Origin of the sequence: Bifidobacterium sp. ESL0690, assembly GCF_029392315.1 — a bacterium.
In the GTDB taxonomy this organism is placed as follows: Bacteria; Actinomycetota; Actinomycetes; order Actinomycetales; family Bifidobacteriaceae; genus Bifidobacterium.
In genome coordinates this window covers 65318-89756 of the sequence record NZ_CP113939.1, presented here as the reverse complement: position 1 = coordinate 89756, position 24439 = coordinate 65318, and the positions used below count along the sequence as shown (strand labels likewise).

The following is a 24439-nucleotide window of genomic DNA, read 5'->3' as shown; positions in this document are numbered from 1 at the left end:
TATTCTGACAGTCCTCAATAAAAATATGACTAAACCGAATCAGGCTTTGTCGTCCTTGGGCTTTGGCTTGCGCAAAGCACTGGGAATAGGCATGTGAATCGGTTTGTGCGGCTTGGGAATGGCGACTTTCTTGACGGCAGGCTTGGCCTTGTCATCGCTGGAAGCCTTCGCTGCGGCTTCGGCGGCCCACTTGGCATAATCGTCCAAATCGTCGTCGACGGCCGGCGAATCGTCATGCTGATCTACGGCCTCGGCATGCGTATCCGTATCAGGATCGCCATGATTGCGCGAATATTCCTTCTCAACCTCAGTGAACGGATCGGCTGACCCGCTTCCCGGCTCCTGCGCGCCAAGCTCCTTTGCCAGCTCGTCATAATCGGTATCGGTTGTCAAATACTTAAGCTTACGGGCCATTTTCTTCTGTTTAGCCTTTTGACGTCCGCGGCCCATTTGACCCCCTGAAGATTCTGTGCTTGCATTAATCCATCAATATAGAAGGATACCACCCAATCCGTCACGTTTCATTGTCGGCTCAGACTTTTACCATAAAAACAAGATTTTCAAGGACTACAAACGATTGAGGGCGAGTCATGGCGGACGCAAAAAACGACGTGGAAAACGAACAAGTCACTGCCGCGGGCAACGAGATAAGCGCAAGTTTTGTCGAGTCCAAGAAGCGTTCTGACGCGGTTTTGGCCAAACTCCAGAAGGATCCGGGCAAGTTCACCATGCTCACCGGCGACCGACCGACCGGACGCCTGCACCTCGGCCACTATTTCGGCTCGATCCGTGAGCGTGTCGCGATGCAGAACAAGGGCGTGCACACCAACGTGCTCATCGCCGATTACCAGGTCATCACCGACCGCGACACCACCGAGCACATCCAAGACAACACGCTCAACATGGTCCTGGATTATCTCGCCGCTGGCATCGACCCGAACAAGACCATGATTTTCGCGCATTCCGCGGTTCCCTGCGAAAACCAGCTCATGCTGCCGTTCTTGTCTCTGGTCACCGAAGCTGAATTGCTGCGCAACCCGACCGTCAAGGCAGAAGCCGAGGCGAGCGGCCATGCCCTGACCGGCCTCTTGCTCACCTATCCTGTCCATCAGGCCTGCGACATCCTCTTCTGCAAGGCCAACGTCGTGCCGATTGGCAAAGACAACCTGCCGCACGTCGAGATCACGCGCACCATCGCGCGCCGCTTCAACGAGCGTTACGCCAAGAAAAATCCCGTCTTCCCCGAGCCGACGGCCATTCTTTCCGATGCCCCCGAGATTCCGGGGCTCGACGGCCGCAAGATGAGCAAGTCCTACGGCAACTCCATCATGCTCGGCGCCACCGCGGAAGAAACCGCCAAGCTCATCAAGAAGAGCCCGACCGATTCCGAACGTCGTATTACGTTTGATCCGGTCAACCGTCCGCAGGTTTCCGCGCTTTTAACCACAGCTGGACTGGTCACTGACCGCGACCCGAAGGATATCGCCGAAGAAATCGGTGATGCCGGCGCAGGCGCTTTGAAGCAGTACGTCATCAAATCCGTCAACGAATTCCTCGCGCCGCACCGCGAGCGCCGCGCCGAACTGGCCAAGGACATGGACTCGATCCGCGACATCATCCACGACGGCAACAAGCGCGCCAACGCCATCGCCGAGGAAACCCTCGACCAGGTCCGTGACGCTATGGGCATGAAGTACTGAGCCTCAAACACTCGTCGAACCAAAAGGTCGGTCGATACGAAATCCGAAATGGCGACAATCAGCCATTCCCAGATTCGCATCGACCGACCTTTTCGCTATTCAAAGCCTGCCTTTAATTTGCAACTTTCAAAATGACAATAATTTTGGTTTGGCAATCAGCACAAAAACCTTTCCTGATAGACATTATCATAAGATATACTTAGTTTCCATGAGGCAAAGAAGTCAGCACCGGCGCAGAAACAGAATCATCATGGTTGTTGTGGCGGCTCTCGTTACCATCGCGACAATCGTCTCTGCCGTGATTGTCTACTCTTATTATTCGCCTGACCGCCCGGAGCCGGGTATCGTCGAGCGGTCTGCCAAGATTCCGAAGGAAAAACTCAAGACCGGCAAAGTCGTCACGATCGACACCTCCTGTATGTTCGACTGCCCGTCGAACGGAGATCTGAAATTCTGGGTCACGAATGTCCACAAAACCAACAGAACCTATTCCGCCACCCTGAAGATGGCGAGCCTCTACCGACCCCACAAAAACAGCGGCTATGAAACGCCCGACGATACATTAGATATAGCACTCGGAAAGACGAAAACCTCAAAGCCACTGCGCTGCTCGATAACGTTGGTTGCGCTGATCAAAATGAAACACACACCTGATAGATACTCGAAATATACCGAAGCGCAAGGGCTCACCCTGCTCATCACCCCTTACGACGACGGCCGGCCGATCATCCATCAGAACGCCGATGCTTCAACGATACAGGCCATACAGACGAGCGAAAGCCGTGTCCGAACCGCACCTCTGGGCGGAACCCTCGACTTCGGCAGTCGCAAACTCGACGCTCCGTACAACATCGGGGAAATCGACGGCGCGCCCTCCATCTTCCTCGACGACTTTGATAACAACTTTGATGACAGAGAGCCGCTGAAACTTGGCGGAAATCAAGAAAAAGACCAGGAATATACGCTGACATTCGTAGGTCTGACGGATATCGGAGACAAGCAAGGCATTACCGTGATGCTGACACCGCCAAAACACGGACCAATCATCCATGAATCCGCAACAATCGTCAAAGAACAGCTGCAAAGGGGAACCGTGCAGACCGGGCCTCTTGGTGAAGCAATGCGTTTCGGGGATATGGAAATCGATCTACCCTACGTGGCCAGCGGGGAGGGCAAGTGGAGCGGCATCGACTTCGATGCCAAGATACCCAATGACGACGATGCAGGCGAAATCACTTTCATGCCGTTATTCGTCGGCGAAACGCAATATCTGCGCGAGATGCATTACTCGGTGACACTTGTCGCGCTTACCGATCTTGATGGCCAGCAGGCAGCAACCATTTTAGCGATTCCCGATAGCCACCATCCGATAATCAATAAAACCGCCAAAATCCCATTATGGCAACGACTTAACGGCAAAACCATAAGTCAGTCATTCGACGACGGAACCGACGGCCGCTTTGGCGAAAACATAACAATCCACATGCCAGAGGCATTCAGGAACATCGACGCCGAATACGGAATTTACATTAACGCTTACGGCAACGACCAAAGCCCAGATATAGACAATGATGACAAGATGTTTCTAAAACTCGGGGAGACAAAAACTTCGAAATCGCTGAGATGCAAGATCACTTTCGCGGGACTCAAGGAAATCGACGGCGATCAAGGCTTCACCATCCTCATCGCGAAAGCGTAGGTGTAATACGTATTATTCGCAAAAGGTCGGTCGACTTAAAATCCCGAATAGCGGAAATTAGCCATTCCCGAATTCGTAGCGGCCAGCTTACCGACAAGTTTGTCAGAACGCCAGAACACAAGTCGGTAGATAGAAAATCAGGAATGGCAGAAAATGGCCGTTCTCAAAAACCTATCTGCCGACTTGTGTTTTCTGGCAAAGCCATCACACGTCGTAGCGCCAAGACTTGTCGGTGATGACGCGGGCCATCGCAAGGCCGATGGGCAGGCAGAGAATAACCATGAAGGCCTTGAAGGCCCAGTCCAGCGCGTTCAGGGTGTCGAACTGACCGAGGTAGAACATCGCGCGGTACATATAGAGGCCGGGCACCATGATGACGATGGCCGGGACGGTCAGGCAGATGCGCGGGTAGCCGAGGTATGGCGGCAGGAAACCGTGACGCACCGACGAGCGCCAAGCCGAGGCGAGCAGGCCCGCGAGCATTGCGCCAAGGAACGCGGCGGCTTCAGGCGGCATACCCATATCGACCACCGTCAGACGCAACGTGTCGGTGATCGCGCCGATGAAAGCGGCGGTGAAGCACATGCGCTGGGGCGAATTGAAGAGCACCGAGAAGCCCCAGACCCCGCCGAATGCGGTGAGCGCGCGCAAAGCGGTATTGACCCACGGGTTGAGGCCGAGCGGTTCGAAGCCCTGCGGATTGAGGTGGACGATGGTCGCCACCATCCAGCCGGCGAGCGTGGCCATGAGAATAAGCGCCATCGTGTAGACCAAGCGCTGAATGCCGCTGGGCAGATCCATTTTCGCGATATCAAGACCGCCGGTAATCAGGGGGAAACCAGGGATGACGAAGAGCATCGCGCCGATGTAAGCGGTGTCATGCCGAAGCGCAACCGGGTCGAAGAACCCAATCAAACGTAACGTGCCGATGCAGGCGAACGCGGCCACGGCAACGGCGACGAAAGTGACGAAGAATTGGTTCAAATGGTAGATGAACAGCCGACGACGAACCCAATGACCGATGCCTGCGCCCACGAACGCGCCGATCATGTCGAACGGTCCGCCGCCGAGCAGGAACACGAAGCATGCACACGCCACTGCTGACGCAAGGCCAGAGAACCAAGGTGCGTATAGCGGCTTGCGATGTTGGATGAGGCTCAATCTTTCGTGTGCTTGCCGCACGGTGATACCGCGGTTGGCTTTCGCCACCATGGTGGTGGCTTTGGGCTCGGCTTGGGATTTAGAACTCGCTGATTTCATTGCGGCAGAGGTGCTAGCAGCGCTGGCATTGCCGGCGTTCTCATTTACAGCATTATTGACATTGCTGCCATCGATTCTCACAGAGCTATCGCTAATCCGGCTAGAACCGTTCTCTCGATTGGCATTCACCGCAACGTTTTCAGCGCGAACGGCTGAATTTGAAATTGCCGCATCCACTCGCGGCCGATTGCCAGCCTGGCTTTGTGCCGAGGCAGCCTCGGTTTTAGCCTGTGCTTCAGCCGCTGCGGCCTGCTCGGCGACGACATCCTCGCGCGTCTTGCCGATATGCTCGAAATGCTTGGCGTACTGGCCTTTCGGCGGACGGAAGCCACGCTTTTTGACGCGCTTGACGGCTTTTTCGTGCACACGTTTGCGCTTTTCAAGCTCGCGATGGGCCTTCTGCGTGGCCGACAGTACGGAACGCTGGGCCTCCGGGTTGTCAAGCTGCTGAACCATTGCGGTCGAAACCGAGGTCTGCGCATGATAGGTCGTCCCCGGCTCGCCGATATTGACGCTGAACCAGTCTGCGAAATGCTCAAGAAGCCAAATACGCTCCGTATTGACTCCAGTTGTCGGCAAATCGACAACCTGCGTGATTCTGCTGACGCCGTCGCTGCACGACACATCCATATCCGTGAGGTTGATGTTCGCGCGAACGTGGACGCCAAGTGGGTAGCCGATTCGATGCATCAGCTCGTGGATACGGAAACTTCCCGTTCCCGCACGCAAATCCAGCAGCCCGACCCGCGCGATAATACTGGCCTTCGCCGCGATGCCGGCGTCGACCACCGGCGTATCCCAATCGCGCTCGATGTCAGCAGTATCCAACGGCATATAATGCGTCAGTCGGTCGTGCACCTTGGCCCGATGATCGCCGCGAGCGCTGGAATCGTCACCATCACCCCTGTCGTCCACATCGTCAATCGAAGCCACCGCTTCGGCCACCCGCCGGTATTCTTCGGAATCGGATTCATCCAAACTCCCAAAAATATCCTCAAGCCCGGAATCGCCCTCGTCTTCATCCTCGTCGCCGCCGCTGTTCACCGTCTTTTCGATGTCCTCAGCCACCGCGTCCCTGCTGATTTCCTCGTTCTCATCTTCGTCGGATTCGTTGTGCTTTTCCACACCGCCGTCGTCAATCGAGCCCGCGTCATTCATCGCCATAATCGACTTCCCCCATCATCTTCCGATGTCTTCTCGCCATTCCTCGAGCGTCTCTCATGCCCAATAAGCCGAGTTCTCTGCACTCAAGCTTCCTTGGAATGTAACAGATATCGATAAATCGCATAAATTTTGACATATCCCGATATCCCATTTTTAGCACGCTCGCCCTAAATTATTCACGCCATCAATGCACATCAGCTGTAATCTAAATCGATTGAGTCTTATTCCATAGCAACAATCTATGATTTTCTCAGACTGGCCTAACATCTTTAATTTAACGGTAAATCACATCTTGTATTACCACTATACATTTTACACCAGTTTCATTGAGCATTTTACACCGTTTGAATCTTACATTTTGCACAACGTTTGATAAGACATTATGAAATCGCATCAATTTTAAAATGCCGACTCCGGAAGTGAAATCAGGCCAACTCAGTAAACGAAAACGGTCTTATTCCAGAAGCACGATACCGAAAACTTTGATATAACAACGAAAATAACCAAGACTCGCTATTGCGTCGTAGAATCGCCAAAACTCGGCCTCGCCCCAAAAGCGCAAGCAATCCGTCCGGAATATGGCCATTGTTGAATTTCGTTACTTAAATGTCGATTAGGTCACTCTACAATCGAACCGGACTCACCAAGCAATGGCTTTGGGTTCGCAACAGATGGCACCACAACCGCGGAGGAGCCGCGGAATGCCAACAGATCGAACAACCGGAAGCTTGGTTTGAAGGAGGTCTGAATGGCTAAAAAAACTAAAAAACAGCCAGCCAACAATCAACCGATCACGCAGCCCGATGCCGCGCTTTTCACTTCCGGAGTAGGGACCAAGGGCCCCGAGGAACGTGATCTTCCCCAATCGCTCAATGACGATCTTGCACTGTGCCTCGAGATTCTGCGCACTGTGCTCGGGGAATACGACAAGGATCTGCTCTCCACGTTCGATACGGTCCGCGACTATGCCGTCAAAGCGAGCGCCGAACATTACGCGGAGACCATCGGCAAGGAACAGCCCAAGGAAGACAACCTCGAGAAGGCCGAGAAGGTCATCGATGCCTTGAACGTCCACCAAGCGCAACTGCTTGCGCGCGCGCTCACCACGTACTTCCATCTGGCGAACCTCTGCGAGGAGAACTACCGCGTTTCCGTGCTGCACAAGCGCGAAGCGAACGTGGGCGAGGACGCTGCCACCGATCCGGTCAACGAACTGACCGGCGCCTACCACCAGCTCATCAACGAAATGGGACCGGCCAAGGCCAAGAAGCTTTTGAACAAGCTCGAGTTCCACCCCGTCTTCACCGCACACCCCACCGAGGCCCGCCGTAAGGCCGTCGAGGGCAAGATTCGCCGCATCGCAACGCTTTTAAGCGCCGGCAAGTTTATGGGCGGGTCCGACAAGAAGGAAAACTACCGTCGTCTGTACAACGAAATCGACGCGCTTTTCCGCACTTCGCCGATCGGCGCCAAGAAGCCTACACCGGTTGAGGAAGCCGATACCATCATCGACATTTTCGACAACACGTTGTTCGACACCATCCCGCAGGTCTATCGCCGCTTCGACGATTGGATTCTGGGCGACCAGGCCGGAATCTCGGAGCCGCAGTGCCCAGCATTCTTCCATCCCGGTTCTTGGATCGGCACCGACCGCGACGGCAACCCGAACGTCACCGCCAAGGTCAGCCGCGCCGTGGCCCGCAAGTTCAGCGACCATGCCATCGAAGCGCTTGAAAAGGCGACCCGCGCCGCCGGCACGAACCTCACCATGGAAGCCGTCACCACACCGCCGAGCGATGAACTCGTCAACCTCTGGAGCCACCAGAAGGAAATGAGCGAGCGCCTGACTGACAAGGCCGCCGCCACTTCCTCGCACGAGCTCCACCGCGCGGTCATGCTGGTCATGGCCGATCGCTTGCATTACACTGTGGTGCGCGACGCCGACCTCATGTATAAGAGCTGCGACGACTTCATCGCCGACCTCAAGATCGTGCAGCGTTCGCTGGCCGCCGCGGGCGACAAGCGCGCGGCTTACGGCCCGCTACAAGATGTCATCTGGAAGGCGCAGACCTTCGGATTCCACCTCGTCGAGACGGAATTCCGCCAGCATTCGCTCGTCCATTCCCGCGCTCTGGAGGACATCCGCGAGCACGGACTGCACGGCGAACGCGGCGAACTGCAGCCGATGACGCATGAGGTGCTCGACACCTTCCGCGCACTCGGCGCCATCCAGAAGCGCAACGGCCAGAAGGCCGCCCGCCGCTACATCATCTCGTTCACTAAGTCCGCGCAGAACATCCGCGACGTCTACGAGCTCAACCGTATGGCGTTCTCGAACCCCGAGGATGTGCCGACCATCGACGTCATTCCGCTCTTCGAGCAGCTGCAGGATCTGCAGAACTGCGTCGATGTGCTTGATGAAATGATCAAGATTCCTGAAGTTCAGGCCCGCTTGAAGGCGACCGGCGGCAAGCTCGAGGTCATGCTCGGCTACTCCGATTCCTCCAAGGACGCCGGTCCGACCACCGCAACGCTCGCGCTACATTCGGCGCAGGGACGCATCGCGGAATGGGCCGAGAAGAACAATATCGACCTGACGCTCTTCCATGGACGTGGCGGCGCCGTCGGCCGTGGCGGCGGCCCCGCGAACCGCGCGGTGCTTTCGCAGCCGAAGGGTTCCGTCAACTGCCGCTTCAAGCTCACCGAACAGGGCGAGAGCATTTTCGCCCGCTACGGCAACCAGGTGCTGGCCATCCGCCACGTCGAGTCCGTCGCCGCGGCAATCTTGCTGCAGTCGGCCCCGAGCATGGAGAAGACGAACACCGAGATGACCAAGAAGTATTGGGGCATGGCCGAAAAGCTCGACGATTCGGCGCACAACCGCTTCCTCGACCTGCTCAATACGCCAGACTTCACCCCGTGGTTCTCCACGGTGACCCCGCTGACCGAAATCGGCCTGCTGCCAATCGGTTCGCGTCCGGCCAAGCGTGGCCTTGGCGCCAAGTCGCTTGCCGACCTGCGTACGATTCCGTGGGTGTTCTCCTGGGCTCAGGCGCGTATCAACCTCGCCGCCTGGTACGGCTTGGGCACAGCCTGCGAAGATTTCGGCGATCTCAAGACGCTGCGCAGCGCCTACAAGGAATGGCCGGTATTCTCCACGTTCATCGACAACATCGAGATGTCGTTGGCCAAGACCGACGAGCGCATCGCCAAGATGTACTTGGCACTGGGCGACCGCGACGACCTGCGCGACAAGGTGTTGAACGAGATGGAGCTCACCCGCAAGTGGGTGCTCGCCATCGTCGGCGACCAGTGGCCGCTGCAGCACCGTCACGTGCTCGGCCAGGCTGTCCGCGTGCGTTCGCCGTACGTCGACATCCTCTCCGTCATTCAGGTGCTTGCCCTGCGCAGCCAGCGCGAACTGCAGAAGAAGCAGGACGCCGAGGCCGCCAAGGCGAAGGCCAACGGCGAGGCGCCTGCCACAGGTGCCGTTGCTGCGAAGAAGACGGACAACGAGGAGCTGGCCCGCGACCAACAGCGCGGCGGCTTCACCTACCTCATCCTCTGCACGGTCTCCGGCGTAGCCGCCGGCCTGCAGAACACCGGCTGAGTTTGTAGCTGACTTAGTTAGGAAAGCGCCGCAGACGTTTACGAATCGTTATCGATTTCGTATTCGCCTGCGGCGTTTTCTTATGCCCTATTTTTAACTATCTGTCGATTCCATGCAAAATCGACAGATAAAAAGCTAATTCGACCATCTTAAAGTGCGGAAAGCACCAAAATCATTCTTTAGCACCCCAGATTTCATCTGCTAAAGTACGAAATCAGTCAAAATCGATGCTTAGCACATCAGAATTGACACTCTAAAGTGCGAAAATAGCCAAAATCGATGTTTAGCACGCTAAAATCCGCGACCTAAATAACGAAAACCGGCAAAATCAACATTTAGGGCTAACTCCTGCATGAACTAAATGATGATTTCTGCAGAAAAAGATGTTTAACAAAAGACCTCCGCCGGAATCAGCCGGGGAGGTCTTGAGAATGGTAGTTTAGGCCCTATGCTTCGTCGATGAGATCCAGCATTTGCGGGACTGTCTTCTTGCCGAACTCGATCTTTTGCGTAGTCTTGCCCGAAGCATCGGTTTTGTTGACGACGATGCAGGGGACGCTCATCGCGCCGTACTGGCTTTGCAGCTCGGGGAAGTGCGAGATATCGTACGCCTCAGCCTTTACGTTCGGGTTATCGGCAGCGATGCGCTGCGAAGAGAGCACCGTGGTCGGGCACATCGTGCAGGTCAGCGAGACGAGCACCATCACATCGGTGGTGCCGCCGTCCGCGTCGAGCTTTTCGATGCGCTGCTGGGTGTCGTTGTCGACGGACTGGCCGGGACCAGCCGCGTTGTAAAGACCCAACACAAACGAATTGAACTCGTGGCCGCTCGGCACACCGTGGAACGCAAGTCCGGTAGGCTGTGGCTTGCCATCTTCGCCCACCTTGCACAGACGCACGCAAGGACGAGCCATCGGCATCACTGCCTTGACGTCGAACTTGGCACGGCCTTCCGCGTCTTCCTCGCCCTCACTGGGTTCGGGAACAACAACGGCGGAAAGTTTGCCATCACTCAATCCAACCAGCTCGTCAATGAAGCCCTTGAGCTCCTGCGAAAGCTTGGTCTTGTCGAGCGAAAGCTCAAGCACCAGCGGCTGGCTCATGCGGCCGAAGACCACATCGAGCTGCTTGCGAATGGCGTCGTCGAAGAATCCGGAAGTCTTGACAGGGCCGGAGGCCTGGCCGCCGGCAGCACCGGCAACATCAGACGCGGCAGCAGGAGCTGGGGAAGTGCCTGAATTGGCGGCTTTCTTGGCTTGCTCGGCCTCACGCTTCTCGTAGTTCGAACTGGTCGGGCGAGGCGGCACCAAGCCGGTCTTCTCACTCAAATCCTTGGCGTAACGCTCAAGTTCCACGCCCGCGACGGCACCGTCGGAAACGGCGGTGACCACCTGGCGCAAATTCTTCTCGCGCAGGTCACCGGCGGCGTACACCCCGGCTGCGGAAGTCTCGAGATAATCGTGCGTGATGACGTATCCGTGGTCGTCAAGATCAATGACGCCCTTCAGAATGTCAGTCTGCGGCACATAGCCCGCGAAGACAAAAACGCCGAAATTCTTGCCCTTGCTCGGCTTCCACTCCGTATCTTCACCGGTTTTACGGTTGTGGAACACGGCGCTTACCAAGCCGCCTTCGCCGGCCGAAACCGACTTCATCTCGGTGTTGTAATGGATCTCGATATTGGGGTCGTTCTTAGCCTCGTTGGAAACGGACGCGTCGCAGGTGAAATCGCTGCCACGCACCAGAATCGTGACCTTGCTGGCGTATTTGGTGAGGAACACGGATTCCTCAGCCGCGGAGAAGCCACCGCCAACGACGACGACCTCCATGCCGTTGAAGAATTCGCCGTCGCAGGTCGCGCAGTAGGAGATGCCACGACCGGCGTATTCGGCCTCGCCTTGGAAGCCGATTTTGCGCGGGTTCGCGCCCGTAGCCACCAAAATACCGAAGGTTTTGAGGTCGCCGCGGTTGGTATGCACGGTCTTGATATCGCCGTGAACGTCAATCCCGGTGGCGTCAGCCGCCATGAACTCGGCTCCGAAATCCTCGGCCTGCTGACGCATGGTTTCGGTCAACGTGCGTCCGTCGATTCTGGCGATGCCGGGATAATTGACCACCTCGTTGGTGATGGTGATCTGCCCGCCGTACTCTTCCTTTTCGAGGATAAGCACACGATATCGAGCCCGCGCCAGATAGAGACCAGCGGTAAGCCCCGCAGGACCTCCGCCGATCACTACAACGTCATACAAATCGTCTTGTTGCTTCATAGCTTCCTTTAGTACGGTTCAACTCGCACAGACGGAAATCAGAGCTGGCCGACGAGGTCGAGGCTCGGGGCGATGGTTTCGTCACCCGGCTCCCACTTCGCAGGGCAGACCTGGTCGCCGTGCTCGTATACGAACTGCGAGGCCTCGACGCGGCGCAGAATCTCTTCCGCGTTACGGCCGACGTTGGAGGAAATGACCTCGTAGGCAACGACCTTGCCTTCGGGGCTCAGGATGAAATCGCCGCGCTCGGCCTGGCCGTTGACCTCGTCATAGCTGTCGAGGTCGCGGGAAAGCGTGTTGGTGGGGTCGGCGACCATCGGGAACTGAATCTTCGCGATCTTGTCGTTGGCCTCGTGCCAAGCCTTGTGGACGAACTCGGTGTCGTGCGAGACGCCGTAGATCTCGCAGCCGGCCTTCTTGAACTCGTCGTAGTGATCGGCGAGATCCTCGAGCTCGGTGGGGCAGACGAAGCTGAAATCGTTGGGATAGAAGAAAATCAGGGACCAGTGGCCGAGCACGTCCGCCTTGGTGAGCTTGCTGAACTTGTTGTCCTGATAGATGTTGGCCGTGAAGTCGGTCAATTCGTGCTGAAGCATGGTCATAGTGTGTACCCCTTTACCTCGAAAACCAAATGCTATACGTCCGCGCGACTCTGGCCTTTATGCGTTCCGCTTGACGCCCTTTGTGAACGTTCGTAACCATAACCCAGCACCTTGCAAGCGCCTGTGGAACCGTTTATCGCCGTGACCACATCATGGTAACGCCGGAAACCGCATTATCGACAGTTGCTATGCGTCTGAAGGCACTTCTTTTCGTCAGCCGCAATAAGAGCCGTTTTATACAGACGAGTTATCACTATAAATATTGAATAATTAGACGATTTTATATGTATTGCAATAATACAGGTCCGAATTATTAACATTTATTTTGTGCACTTTAATTATTTTATATATCACTCTATCCATTTTTGACAACATTGAACATATTCGTTTCCATATATTTCCGATAATTCCGAATATCGTCAAAGTGACGCGGCAGGAGGGTAATGTTGGACGCAACGACTTTTGCTTGTCAGACACTTTCGCTTGGAAGGAATCTCAAATGACAGATAATTCGAACTCCAAAGAATCTGCAGCCAACGCGAAACCACAAGAGAGCGATCCGAATTTCGCCGAATCCACGGCCAACGCAACCTGGAGCCGCATGCTGCAGGGCAACGCGCGCTTCGCTTCCGGGCAGGCCGAACATCCTTGGCAGGACAAGGAAACAAGGGAATCGCTCATCGACGGGCAGCAGCCAGATGCGGCAGTGCTTTCGTGTTCGGATTCGCGGGTTCCGCCGGAAATCATTTTCGATCAGGGGTTGGGCGATATGTTCACCGTGCGCACGGCCGGGCAGACGCTCGACGATGCGGTCGTTGCGTCGCTGGAATATGCCGTGACGCACTTGGGCATCAGCGTTTTGGTGGTGCTCGGGCACGAGCATTGCGGGGCCGTCGCGAGCGCCGTCGCGGAACTTGACGCCATCGCCTCCGGCGCAGGCATCGATTTGGGCGCAGCCTTCGCCGCAGAAGTCACCGATTCCGAAATGATTGACCCTGCGGCCGATACCAACGATGGCAGCGATACCGACACCGGTTCTGGTTCAAGTTCCGCCAATCTCGACGAACCCGGACTCGACGACACAGCTTTAGCTGCGCGCACCGGCATGGATGCCGATGACGTCTTCGACAAGATGGAGGAACTGGTCGCAGCTTCGGAATCCGTGCTCGTACGCTCGGTCGGCGCTTCCGTTTTGGCAGCGCAGGAAGCCGCGTTAAGCGACACCAACGATTTCGAGCGCGTCCACATCGCCCGCACCATCGAAGCGTTGGTCGACCGCTCGACCATCATCCAAGAAGCACTGGCCGCACAACGCCTCTCCATCGTCGGCGCCCGCTACCAGCTGACCACAGGTAAGGTCGAGGTACTTTCGTTCTGAAGTAAACGCCGAATCGCAAGCAGAGCAACGCACAAATCTCCATAAAAATGCTGAAGCTGTCAACTCCACAACCAGGGGTGAAAACATTTAGTTCGCCGATAACCCATTTTTAATTTCTATACAAATGTTTTCATAAAATATAATATCGAAATTTCGTTTAAAGACTTCTTTCCCCTATTTTTCTCAAGGCACGCATTCGCATCCATTCGTTCGTCACACTGTCAAAAGGCACAAGGCTCCCCTCTTCTAAACATCCACAATTAATAAGGTTTTTAATTTCTATTAAGGGCCAATAAAAGGTATACTGATTATCCAAAAGTAATATAAATCAATTATATTTAATGAGTATCATATGTCCTATTCAGATGACCTTCGTGCCGAAATAGCACGGTTAGACCGCAGAAAATCTGATCTCGAAGCTGAGCAATCTCAACTGAAGAAAAGACTTGCTCAACTAAATGAACAACTTTCACGCCTCATCAAGCAACAAAACGATTTCGAGACCAGACAAAGCAACCGCCGAAACACTTTACAGAACCTACGATGGGCTTACTTAGAAAACCATAGTGCCGAGCGTTATGCGGACATGATGGAAAACATGGTCAACGGCGGGAAAAACTCAAATGTCGCAGACGCTCTTTCGCAATCTATCGCACTGTTCAAAAATCACATAAGAGCCGAGGAAGAAAGAATGGCAGACCTCGGGTCATCACTGAACAACATAGAAGAGAAACAGGCAGACTGTCGGTATCGGCTCAGTCGAGCATCGGACAGGGAATAAAGAAAAAAGAAACAGGAATATTCGTACGCAAATAAAACGACGGGAGCAGTAATGGCCGCAGCAGCTGGTGAAGATCCGAAACTAATCATCGTAGATGATTTTGTTGAAAGGGCAGCTAAAGACTATGGAGAACGCGGAGACGCACTCGACAAAGCCATGAAGCAATACCTGTCAATACTCGATAAAATTAGTTCAGAGGCAATTCCTTCGGGAGCCCAACATGATGCTCTCGTAGCATTTGCAAGCACGGCAGAGACATTATATGGCGGTAAGTCTGCACGACTAAAAACAATTTCCGACAATTTGAACAGCAAATGCAAAAATTTCATCTCACAAGTCGATCAAGACGACAGCTTCTTGTATTGAGCTTGTCGACAAAGGAGCACATCAATGGATGCAACAATAGACTTCAAACCAGACCAACTGCTTGAACTCATTACCGAAATAGAGAATATTGACATAGGTGCATGCAATACCGGGAGTAAAAAGCCGGATACATGTGGAAGTGCCGGCGCGTCTATGACCGCATTAGCTGATATTGACAATCAATACAACCAACTGGCTTCCTCGATGAAAAATTTGTTCAATAACACCGCAGAATTTCTTAAAAAAGCACGAGAATCGATGACATCAACCGATGATGCAATGAGCCATCAATTCAAGTAACGCTTAGACGAAATTCAATCATCTATCCTTAAACGAAAGAAGGTATCCCATGACATCAGCACGCAGAGATTTCACGGGGGATACGAAGGAAAGACTGTTACGAATAGCCGATGAAGTCGCACCTAAAAATTGGTGGGGAGCGTTCACAGATACCTTCAGTGATGGTTATTCCTTAACGGAACTAAACCGAGAAGAAACCGAGGCCATCCAGAACGGCACAGAGGCCCCTAAAAGCTATGAGCGCGACATCATAGATATGAACAATATGTCACAACAGCAAATCCGGCAAATCTGGTCGAACGTCAACGCCGACGCAAGCACGGCTTTAGCTAGTTTTACTGCTGCGGACAACGATTTGGAAGGATTCCGGCAGCAGCTAGACGCGTTGACGGCTACCATGAATGGCGGTTCTCAAACAGGCCGACTTGATCTCACCTATATCAATGGCACCCTAAAAAATCAAATAACTTTTTATGACAAACTCAGCAAGCTCTACGCCCAAATTGAAGACAAAGGTTTGACTCCAGACACAGGCGATAGGCAGACGCTGACAGTGCTCTTGAAATCCCTTGGCGCCAAAGTATTGCAATTCGACCCCAGCCTAGAACTCGATCATGATTGGAGTCTCCCGATAGGCCCAGGACTGGAACTTACTTTTTCAATAGGAGCGAAAAATAAGGATGGCGTAGGAATCGCTCTCAATGTCCCCGGCTCTGTCGCGAAAGCACAACGTCAAGAACTGCAGGACATGCTTTCCTTTAATCTAGGCGGAGGATCATTGCAGTTAGACGCCAACGGCAATCCTGTCAATGACCCGAACGACAAAGACTGCACTACTTGGTCCAACAACAGTAATTGCGGCATCGGAAAGGACGGCGAAGCAAAGTATTCTTGGAGCCGCACACATGGGGACAAAGGGCAGACATATACCTTAGGTATTAGCGGCCAATCAACTTCCGTTTCCGTTGGTATTTCACAAAATTACGGCGACGCCTCCATCTCATCGGACCTTGGATTGAAGGCCAGTACAAACTCCCATTGGCGAGATTTCCGCACACCTGAACCGGTTAAAGTCCAAGTCTACGTACCAGATCTAAACCCTGATTGGAATATAGGGACTGTGCCAGAAACGAGTCCGTTGGTTAAAGGTGCCGAGACGCTAGTAATAATCGGTGGCATCCTTTTAATCGTCGTAGGATTGCTGAGCTTGGCATGAAAAAGAAAATATCCACAACACAGTACACCCGATTCGTTGCCATTATCTTATGCATGCTGATGGTATTCCTGCTCCCCGCCTGCAGCAATCCCAGCAGGGATGACCCGCCAAAACCGGAAACGGAGGAGATTACCTACCCCGCAGACTTTGTAAAAAAATTCTTATACTACGGTAATATAGATACTCCTAAAAAAGTTGCCCAAGATTTCAAAAATGGGGGTAGCAAGTATGCTACCGACGCATACGCCAAACCCGACGGAAGCGTGGTCGTCGTTGTCACCGAACGACAAAGACTCGCCTACATCAAGTACAACGACAAACGCATGGACCTTGATGAGTTTGTGCAGGAAAGCCCGAAGTACTACCACTACACCCTCAACGAAGAAGGCACCGAACTTTCATTTTGGGCCGATAAACGTCTGAGCCCCGTGGCCGGTTCCTCCCTTCTGTATGCAGTGCCCCGGTGCTCGGGCTACAACTACTACATGAAACACCACACCGGCAAATGGGACATGCTTATTACGGCATACAACTGCCACACCAACCAACTCATCCATCAATACCACGTCTCAGAAGGCTGGCAAATGTCCATGGACGAGCTCGGTGAATAAGTCCATACGCCGGCAACAAGCAAACCAAACAAGGAACACAACAATGCAGAAACTGAATATTCTCGGCAATTCGGCAACGATTGAGCTACCCGACGATTACCGTCCTTGGCGACCAGTCGGAAATCCTTCTAACGCAACCCCTGAGAAGCCGAATCCCGCATCTTCGTTGCTGACAGCAGCCGCATCGCTCTGCGAAACCATCGACTTCCCAAACGATACCATGTTCGAAGGCAACGGTTCCCATATCATCGGTGTCATAAGCAAACAAGAATGGGATCAAAATCTGCTCAACAAAAGACTCGACGAATGCTATCGAACCATAGCGCGCAGCTTACCATTGGTCGACAACACACAAATCGCTACCCGAAAGACATCAGAAAACACCTCAGATGAGAAAGAGGACAATCGAGAAGACGGGAAAGACGAGACAAGCGGCGAGCCTACAATAGGCATGATTCGCTACACTTTCGCTACGCCGCAAAAAGATTGGTTCGCCTGCACCGTCCTCCTCCCCGCCAAAAATCAGGAAGCGACGCTGACCATGATCTGCAACACCGAAGCACTGCCAGGAAAAGCTGAGGAATTCATGTCCATCGCTGAATCTATTGATTTCCCGCTCGCCGATTCACACTGATTCTATGCTTGCCGAAATAGCGATGCAACGAAAGCACCTTAGCATCCACAAATCAACAGAACTCGGACTGTCAACATAAGGGTTGCCGGTTTTTAAAAGTAACCAGTAGCAATATTCATTAGTTACTTTTAAAAACCGGCAACCCTAGCGCGGTGCGAACGATTACTGCTTTAAGATTTCGAAGATGCGCTCGGTCTCGGGACGGCAACGAGGAATGCGCACACCCACCGTCATCAGGTATTTGCCCGAAACCGCGACATCGCCCAATGGCCCGTAAGAATCGAAAGACTCGAGCGGAGCCGAAAGCTGGGGAAGAGCTGTCCAACGAACCTTATATTGCGCGCTCTCGTCGAGCCCGGGAATACGCAGATAAATGCCGCGGTTCGAGCGTGATTCGTCATATTGCACATGCTCGATAATGGCACGCGAACCGTCGTCAGCGACCACACCATATCCAAGAACCGCGGAATCGGCGAGATCCAGACGCACGAATTTGCCGGAATGCAGGAAATCGCGGTTGTCCTTATACCAAGCGATCCAAGTGGCAAGCTCCTTCAAATCGACCTCATTCGCCTGTGTCAGATCCCATTCGATGCCGAAGGAGAAGAACACGGCCGTGGCGGCACGGAAAGCAAGGCTAAGCGTGCGCTCGGTCTGCTGGGAACACGGTTGGGAGATGTGTGCCCCGATATATTCAGGCGCGACGGTCTGAGCGGTCCAACGCTGAATCTTCTGTCGGCTCATGGCATCGGTCATATCCGAGCACCAGAAACGCGACACTTTCTCGACGATTCCTGTATCGATGCGGCCGCCACCGGAAGCGCAGGATTCCCATTCGATATCGGGGAATGCCGCACGCAATTTGTCGAGCAAGCGATAGAAGGCTTCCGTCTGCGCATGCACCGCCGGGGCACCGCCGCGTAGATTCGAGCCCGCTTCCAGCAGGAAACGGTTATGATCCCACTTGATGTAGTCGACACCGGTTTGTGAAAGCACCTTGGAAATCGAGCTGAACACGTAATCAAAAGCGGCCGGATTCGTCAAATCAAGCACCAACTGGTGACGCTGCTCAATCGGTGTGCGGCTGCTGGCCTGCATAATCCAATCCGGGTGCTTGCGGTACAGGTCGGAATCGGGGTTGATCATCTCCAGCTCAATCCACAGGCCGAATTGCATGCCGAGCCCGCGCACATAATCGGAAAGCGGTTTGAGCCCGTTCGGCCAAGTGTCCGGATCGACCCACCAATCGCCGAGGCCGGCGTGGTCGTCGCGACGCAAATGGAACCAACCGTCATCGAGCACATAACGTTCGACGCCGACGTCGGCGGCAATTTTGGCCAGCTTTTTAAGCTTGGAGAAATCATGGCGGAACATGACCGCTTCCCAGACGTTAAGGGTCATGGGCTGGGTCTTGGGATGTGTCGCCAGAGAACGTTCCCAAGCATGGACGCTTTGCGCGGCACCGTCAAGGCCTTCGTTCGAAGCCGTCACCATCACCCACGGCGTCGTATAGCTCTCACCTTTCGCGAGCACGATTTCACCGGGAAGCAGCAGTTCGCCGGCATTGATACCAGCGCTCTGTTCGTCGTCTCGGTCAACGGCGATGGCGGAATTGCCGCTCCAGGAGACCTGCACCATCAAGACCGACCCATGACGGAAATCGAACCCTTGCGTACCGGCCACAATCAGTGGACCAGCGTATCCGGGCTTGCCCTTGCGGAATTCGCGCAACCACATGCCGTCGGCGACTTGGTGTCGTTGCGGCTGCCGCTCACGTTCATGCCGCCCGCAGAAATCGAGGAACTCGGTCATGTCATCGCCAAGCGGAACATGGACATCAAGGCCTTCAAGCATATAAGAGCCGGAAGCAACATTGATAAGCGTATGCCGGACCCGCAGCGAACCGCCCTTCAGCGCTTCCACTTCGGTCGCGAGCACAAGCCCTGCGTCATCGTCGCGCGCTTCATAGCGCAACATATCATCGGAAACTGTCGCCGGCTTAGTCATTTTGAATCGAGGCGACCAGGCACGTCCGGCTTTCAGATTATCGCCGGCATCTGCATCGTCACTCCCATTCGCGCCATCCGTTAAAATGCCGCCGCTCATTCGCTGCCCCCGCAAACCCGGACGGGTGAACACATTCAATGCGTGCTCAACCAACAACGTGCGCGGGCGCGGGTCCTGGTCAACGGCCTGCCCAAACGCACCGGCATCACGACCCGCGAAAACAGCGATGACATCGGGCAAATCGTCGCCGACAGAGCTATCGGCCATGACCAAGCGGGTCAAGGGCCACTGTGCGGAAGTGGCGGATGGGAACAACATAATTTTTCCTTTACTAACGTTTTGATTCAAATTTCAACTAATTATTATCGACAATAGATATTCGAAACGAACAGGCCGCCGAAACCTCATTCACAGAAATGTAATATATCAGTTTCAGCGGCCTGCATTCGTTTTCCGTCATTTCACCGAACCCGCAACCATACCGGCAATGAAATATTTCTGCAGGAACATGTAAGCCACAACCATAGGCACTGCAGCGATCAGCGCGGCCGCAGCGGCAATGCCGAGATTGTTGGTGTTCGCCGAGAAGAACGACGCCACACGCGGGGCTATGGTCTGCTTGGCCGGGTCGGTCAAGATGTAGCTGGAAAGCGCGTAGTCGTTCCAGACCGTCGAGCCGGTCATGATGACCACGGTGGCCGTCACCGGCTTCAGCATCGGGAGGATGAGCTTGCCGAAGACCTGCAGCTTGTTGGCGCCGTCAATCGTTCCCGCTTCGTCGATGGCGGGCGGAATCGCCTTGATGAACGCCGTGTAGAGGAATACGGCAAGCGGCAGGTTCGTGGCGGTAAGCACCAGAATGATACCCCAGTACGTATTCGCGGCGTTGATGTTGACCAGGAAGGTATAGAGCGGCACCAGAATGGAAAGCGGCGGAATCATCATCATCGAAAGGATGAACGCCGATACCAGACCGTTGAACCGGGTCTGCCTTCTCGCCAGAGGATAGGCAGCAGCCGCGCCAAGCACGCAAACCAGCAGCGTGGTGCAGACGGTGACGATGATGCTGTTGACAACCGATTTAAGGATGCCGCCTTCGGTGATGGCCGCAGACCAGTTGCTCCACGCCAAATCCGCAGTACGCGGAATAAGCGCGGAAGTCATGTCATCCGCAGGTTTCAAAGAGGTGGTGATCGCCAGATAGAACGGCAGCAGCTGGCAGATGATGACGATGCCCAGGAAGAGGTAAATCGCCCAACGACCGCGCTGGTATTCCTTATGTTCCTTGCGTTGCTCACGCTGCTCACGCGTTTCATGGGCGCGCGAAACCTTCGCATTCGCCGTTGCCTTCACTTGTGTTTTCTCGCTCATGATCACTCCCACTCCAACTTCGCAAGGCCTTTGTTAACCGCAAACGTGACCAACGCGATGAGGACGAACAGCACCACGCCGATTGCCGAAGCGTAACCGGCGGCTTGGTTATCGAAGTAAACCGTGCCGATATAGGTGGAAAGCGAGTTGGTGGAATAGCCTGGGCCTCCGCCAGTCAACACCTTGATGATGTCGTAAAGCTTCAAGCCACCGATAAGATTCAGCACCACACTGGTGGTGAACGAAGGCGCCAGAAGCGGCAGCTGGACGTTCCAGAATTTCTTCCAGCCATAGGCGCCGTCGACTTCGGCGGCTTCCAGCACTTCCTGGTCCATGGTCTGCAGGCCGGAAAGGTAGATGATCATCGAGACGCCGACGAACTGGATGGAGTTGACGAGCACGATGATCGCCACGGAGAAATGCGCGTTGTTGAACCATGCCACTTTCGGCAGTCCCAACCAGACCAGAATCTGATTCAGCGCGCCTTGCTGATACTGGAAGATGAAGTAATACATAATACCCATCACCACAGGCGCAACCAACGCCGGCAGATAGATAATGGCGCGAATCAGCGTTTTGCCGTGAATCTTGGTATTGAGCAGCAACGCGAGCGCCAGGCCCAAAACCTGCTGGATCACCGTGCTGCCGATGCCGTAGATAAACGTGTTGATGAGAATGGTGCCGAAGTTGCCGTCGCTGAGGATTCGTTTGTAGTTAGCCAAGCCGACAAAGGTTTTTGTCGCGTTATAGCCGTCCCAATTGGTCAGCGAGAGAGCAATGCCCGAAATCAGTGGGTAGATAATGAAAACCACTAGGACGATTACAACGGGCAGGTAGAAAAGATTGACAGCCGCGCCGCGGAACCGCCGCCGCGAACCGTTGTTTCGGCTCTTCGGCCTAGGCAACGGTTCCGCGGCGTCCGCTGACGGACCAGCCATCTCAGTTTGCCGAGATTTTTCGCTAGTCACGATGCGTCACTCCTTGAAGTCAGGACTTCTGCCCATACAGGCTGTTGAACGAGGTTTTGACCTGCTCGGCCGCCGACTCCGGGGTCAGCTGCCCGGTGATGAGGCCGTCGGTGGACTTGCCCAACGTGTTGTACATGCCGTTTGGCAGGTAAGCGCGGTCGAAGAAGGGGACCGTGCGGGTCTTCTGGTCCTTGACCCAGTAATCGTAGGTGTCCTGGAACTGGCCCAAGGCGGAATTGACGCCCTTGAGTGCGGAATCGTTCATGCTGACATTGACCAGTTTCTGCATATTGGCAGGCTTGGCCATGAAATCGATGAATTTCAGCGCTTCATCCTTGCTCTTGCTGGTCTTGGAAACACCAAACGCCATGTCTTCTCCAGTGGAGAAGTAAGGCTTGCCGACCTTTGCGGGAACGGGGAACATACCGAGTTTCACATTGGGGTTGAAGGATTCCATGAGCTGAGCGTTGCCGTTGGCGCGTAGGAAGAAGGCTGCCTGATCGGAAGCCATCGCACGCGCGTCGTCATCGGCGCTGGCGGAGGTGTAGTCGACGTTGAAGTACTTGGAATCGGCCCACTTCTTGACGATCTGCGTGTACTGCTCGTAAACGCTGGTGTCGAACTTGCCCTTCTTGAGGTCCTTCAGTTGAGCATCCGTATACATACCCGGCAGAAGATAATCGGCAATATCGCCGTCGGCGCCAGGATCCTTCGGGTTGCTGACGATTGGAGTCAGACCAGCTTCCTTGACCTTCGCGCAGGCCTGATCGAAATCATCCCAAGTCGTTATACTCTTCGGGTCAACCCCGGCCTTTTGAAGTACGGTCTTGTTGTACATCACTCCTGAAACTTGAATATCTACAGGAAGCGCATACAGGTTGCCCTTGCCGTCCTTGAAGACGCTGTTGCCCAGTGGCTTCAGATTCTTCGCCCAAGGGCGGTTCTGCAGCGGTTCCAGGAAGTTGCCGTAACGGTCGCGCGACCATCCGTGCGTCGCCCAAATATCAGGAGGATTGTGGCCAGCCAGACGGACTTTGATGTCGTTTTCATTGCTGTCGGTTCCCGGCAACAACTTGATATTGACACCAGGATTCTCCTTTTCAAAAGCCTTTGCCAAGCCTTGCAATACCTTGAGTTGTGGAGTTCCCGAAGACTGCATCGTCATAAATTCCACGGTTTTGGAGCCCGACGAACTCGAGCCGCCGCCACAAGCCGAAAGACCTGTCAAAGCCAGTGCCGCACTCACCACCGCAGCTGTGATTCGAATCTTTTTCATAACTTACCTCTTCCGTTGAGTTAACAAGAGAGAAACCTAACAGCCATGTTCAGCATCTCCCAGATAACGATTCAGATACTACACGTGTAGATTTTATTTTGCAAATCAGCAATTGATTTATTCCAAAATACTTTAATTCGAAATCGGCACAGCCTTGTCGCGACTCAGATAATTCAGTCTTAACCCTATACTGTAATAAGTTTCTTGTTTCCCTTTCCGCAAAGGATTTCCATGGCCAAAGCAACTCGCAACGACGTAGCGCGTTTAGCGAACGTTTCTACAGCAGTAGTCAGTTACGTTTTCAACAAAGGCCCACGCAACGTATCCGAAAAAACAACGAAGCGAGTGCTCGACGCAGCCCGGAAACTGAACTATCAACCCAATTCAATCGCCCGAGCGCTGCGCACCGGCAACTCGAATACGCTCGGTGCGGTGATCAACGATATGACCAATCCTTTCAACGCCGGAGTCTACGAAGAACTTGAAATGCTCGCCGCAGAACGGGGATACTCGATGCTGTTCGCAGCTTCGCACGGAAGCCCCGAACGGGAACATTTTGTCACCGAACAGCTCATCAACCGCAATGTGGAAGCCCTATTCATCTCTCCATGCGAGAACATCGAGCTTTCTCCCATCAATACGGAGAACTGTAAATTCATCGTTTTCGACGTCGACACGAAACTCAACAACGCCACCACGATATCTGCCGACTACGCCAAGGCTGTGGAAACCGGAATGAACCACCTTTTCGAACACGGCCATACCAACGCCGCCATGATCATTGGCAATTCGCTCAACGGAATCAGCGATGGGCGCGTGAAAGGCTGGTACCACGCCTTCATGAAACGGGGAATCCCAGCCGGCCATATCGAATACACAAGCTTCACCCGTGATGGCGGATACCAAGCGATGCTGCGTATTCTTGACTCGCCAAATCGCCCGACCGCCGTGTTCGCGGGCTCGGACCTCATCGCACTGGGGGCGCTGCGAGCCATGCACGAACGTGGAATACGCGTTCCCGAAGAGATGGCAATCATTTCATTCGATGGCACCATCGATTCGCAATACACTTACCCCGAGCTTACGGTTCTTCAACAGGATCCAAAAGCCATCGCAAAACTGGCTTTGGAGACGGCAATCGACCAGAATTCCAAACCCACCCGTCATCTACTCGAGGCGAAACTGGTGATTCGACAGTCTTGCGGCTGCAATATGAAAACACAATGAGC

The 24439-nt window shown here is 54.2% G+C and carries 19 protein-coding genes; 11 read left to right on the top strand and 8 right to left on the bottom strand.

Annotation, left to right across the window (positions count from 1 at the left end; genetic code table 11):
* Positions 1–39 precede the first annotated feature (39 nt).
* Positions 40–450 (bottom strand): DUF3073 domain-containing protein, encoded by a 411-nt coding sequence (locus OZX62_RS00330; protein WP_277176082.1) that lies wholly within the window; start codon positions 448–450, stop codon positions 40–42.
* A gap of 140 nt (positions 451–590) precedes the next feature.
* Between OZX62_RS00330 and trpS the strand changes: the two genes are divergently transcribed.
* A complete protein-coding gene (gene trpS / locus OZX62_RS00325) occupies positions 591–1700 on the top strand; it encodes a tryptophan--tRNA ligase (protein WP_277176081.1) in 1110 nt (369 codons plus the stop codon).
* A gap of 250 nt (positions 1701–1950) precedes the next feature.
* Complete coding sequence (locus OZX62_RS00320; protein ID WP_277176080.1) at positions 1951–3399, top strand: hypothetical protein; 1449 nt, start codon at positions 1951–1953, stop codon at positions 3397–3399.
* Positions 3400–3603: 204 nt separating this feature from the next.
* Here the strand turns inward: OZX62_RS00320 and OZX62_RS00315 are convergent, their stop codons facing one another.
* Positions 3604–5493 (bottom strand): threonine/serine exporter family protein, encoded by a 1890-nt coding sequence (locus OZX62_RS00315; RefSeq protein WP_277177101.1) that lies wholly within the window; start codon positions 5491–5493, stop codon positions 3604–3606.
* A 1078-nt stretch (positions 5494–6571) separates the two neighbouring features.
* Between OZX62_RS00315 and OZX62_RS00310 the strand changes: the two genes are divergently transcribed.
* Positions 6572–9433, top strand: a complete 2862-nt coding sequence (locus tag OZX62_RS00310; protein WP_277176079.1) for a phosphoenolpyruvate carboxylase — start codon at positions 6572–6574, stop codon at positions 9431–9433.
* A 446-nt stretch (positions 9434–9879) separates the two neighbouring features.
* On the opposite strand, the gene OZX62_RS00305 is transcribed toward OZX62_RS00310, so the two are convergent.
* Both OZX62_RS00305 and OZX62_RS00300 read right to left on the bottom strand, forming a co-directional pair.
* Entirely contained in the window at positions 9880–11700 is a 1821-nt protein-coding gene (locus OZX62_RS00305; protein ID WP_277176078.1) for an FAD-dependent oxidoreductase, read from the bottom strand.
* 38 nt (positions 11701–11738) lie between these two features.
* Positions 11739–12302, bottom strand: coding sequence for a redoxin domain-containing protein (locus tag OZX62_RS00300; protein ID WP_277145944.1), 564 nt, complete (start codon positions 12300–12302; stop codon positions 11739–11741).
* A gap of 601 nt (positions 12303–12903) precedes the next feature.
* On the opposite strand from OZX62_RS00300, the gene OZX62_RS00295 reads away from it, so the two are divergent.
* From OZX62_RS00295 to OZX62_RS00265, 7 genes are all read left to right on the top strand, one after another.
* The gene (locus OZX62_RS00295) at positions 12904–13680 is read left to right on the top strand and encodes a carbonic anhydrase (protein ID WP_277177100.1); all 777 of its coding nucleotides are present in this window, start codon (positions 12904–12906) and stop codon (positions 13678–13680) included.
* A gap of 352 nt (positions 13681–14032) precedes the next feature.
* On the top strand, positions 14033–14461 hold the full coding sequence (locus OZX62_RS00290; RefSeq protein WP_277176077.1) for a hypothetical protein: 429 nt from the start codon (positions 14033–14035) through the stop codon (positions 14459–14461).
* Positions 14462–14512: 51 nt separating this feature from the next.
* Positions 14513–14827, top strand: coding sequence for a hypothetical protein (locus OZX62_RS00285; protein WP_277176076.1), 315 nt, complete (start codon positions 14513–14515; stop codon positions 14825–14827).
* A gap of 24 nt (positions 14828–14851) precedes the next feature.
* Entirely contained in the window at positions 14852–15127 is a 276-nt protein-coding gene (locus tag OZX62_RS00280; protein ID WP_277176075.1) for a hypothetical protein, read from the top strand.
* Positions 15128–15176: 49 nt separating this feature from the next.
* Entirely contained in the window at positions 15177–16343 is a 1167-nt protein-coding gene (locus OZX62_RS00275; RefSeq protein WP_277176074.1) for a hypothetical protein, read from the top strand.
* A gap of 263 nt (positions 16344–16606) precedes the next feature.
* Positions 16607–16954 carry a hypothetical protein gene (locus OZX62_RS00270; protein WP_277176073.1) on the top strand — a complete coding sequence of 116 codons (348 nt, stop codon included), beginning with the start codon at positions 16607–16609 and terminating at the stop codon, positions 16952–16954.
* Positions 16955–16997: 43 nt separating this feature from the next.
* Positions 16998–17588, top strand: a complete 591-nt coding sequence (locus tag OZX62_RS00265; protein WP_277176072.1) for a hypothetical protein — start codon at positions 16998–17000, stop codon at positions 17586–17588.
* 162 nt (positions 17589–17750) lie between these two features.
* Here OZX62_RS00265 and OZX62_RS00260 read toward each other — a convergent pair whose 3' ends face one another.
* The 4 genes from OZX62_RS00260 to OZX62_RS00245 form a co-directional block, all read right to left on the bottom strand.
* Positions 17751–19913 (bottom strand): alpha-galactosidase, encoded by a 2163-nt coding sequence (locus OZX62_RS00260; RefSeq protein ID WP_277176071.1) that lies wholly within the window; start codon positions 19911–19913, stop codon positions 17751–17753.
* Positions 19914–20051: 138 nt separating this feature from the next.
* The gene (locus tag OZX62_RS00255) at positions 20052–20966 is read right to left on the bottom strand and encodes a carbohydrate ABC transporter permease (RefSeq protein WP_277176070.1); all 915 of its coding nucleotides are present in this window, start codon (positions 20964–20966) and stop codon (positions 20052–20054) included.
* A 2-nt stretch (positions 20967–20968) separates the two neighbouring features.
* On the bottom strand, positions 20969–21934 hold the full coding sequence (locus tag OZX62_RS00250) for a sugar ABC transporter permease (RefSeq protein ID WP_277176069.1): 966 nt from the start codon (positions 21932–21934) through the stop codon (positions 20969–20971).
* A gap of 19 nt (positions 21935–21953) precedes the next feature.
* Positions 21954–23210, bottom strand: coding sequence for an extracellular solute-binding protein (locus tag OZX62_RS00245; RefSeq protein ID WP_277176068.1), 1257 nt, complete (start codon positions 23208–23210; stop codon positions 21954–21956).
* Positions 23211–23441: 231 nt separating this feature from the next.
* On the opposite strand from OZX62_RS00245, the gene OZX62_RS00240 reads away from it, so the two are divergent.
* Positions 23442–24437, top strand: a complete 996-nt coding sequence (locus OZX62_RS00240) for a LacI family DNA-binding transcriptional regulator (RefSeq protein WP_277176067.1) — start codon at positions 23442–23444, stop codon at positions 24435–24437.
* Positions 24438–24439 lie beyond the last annotated feature (2 nt).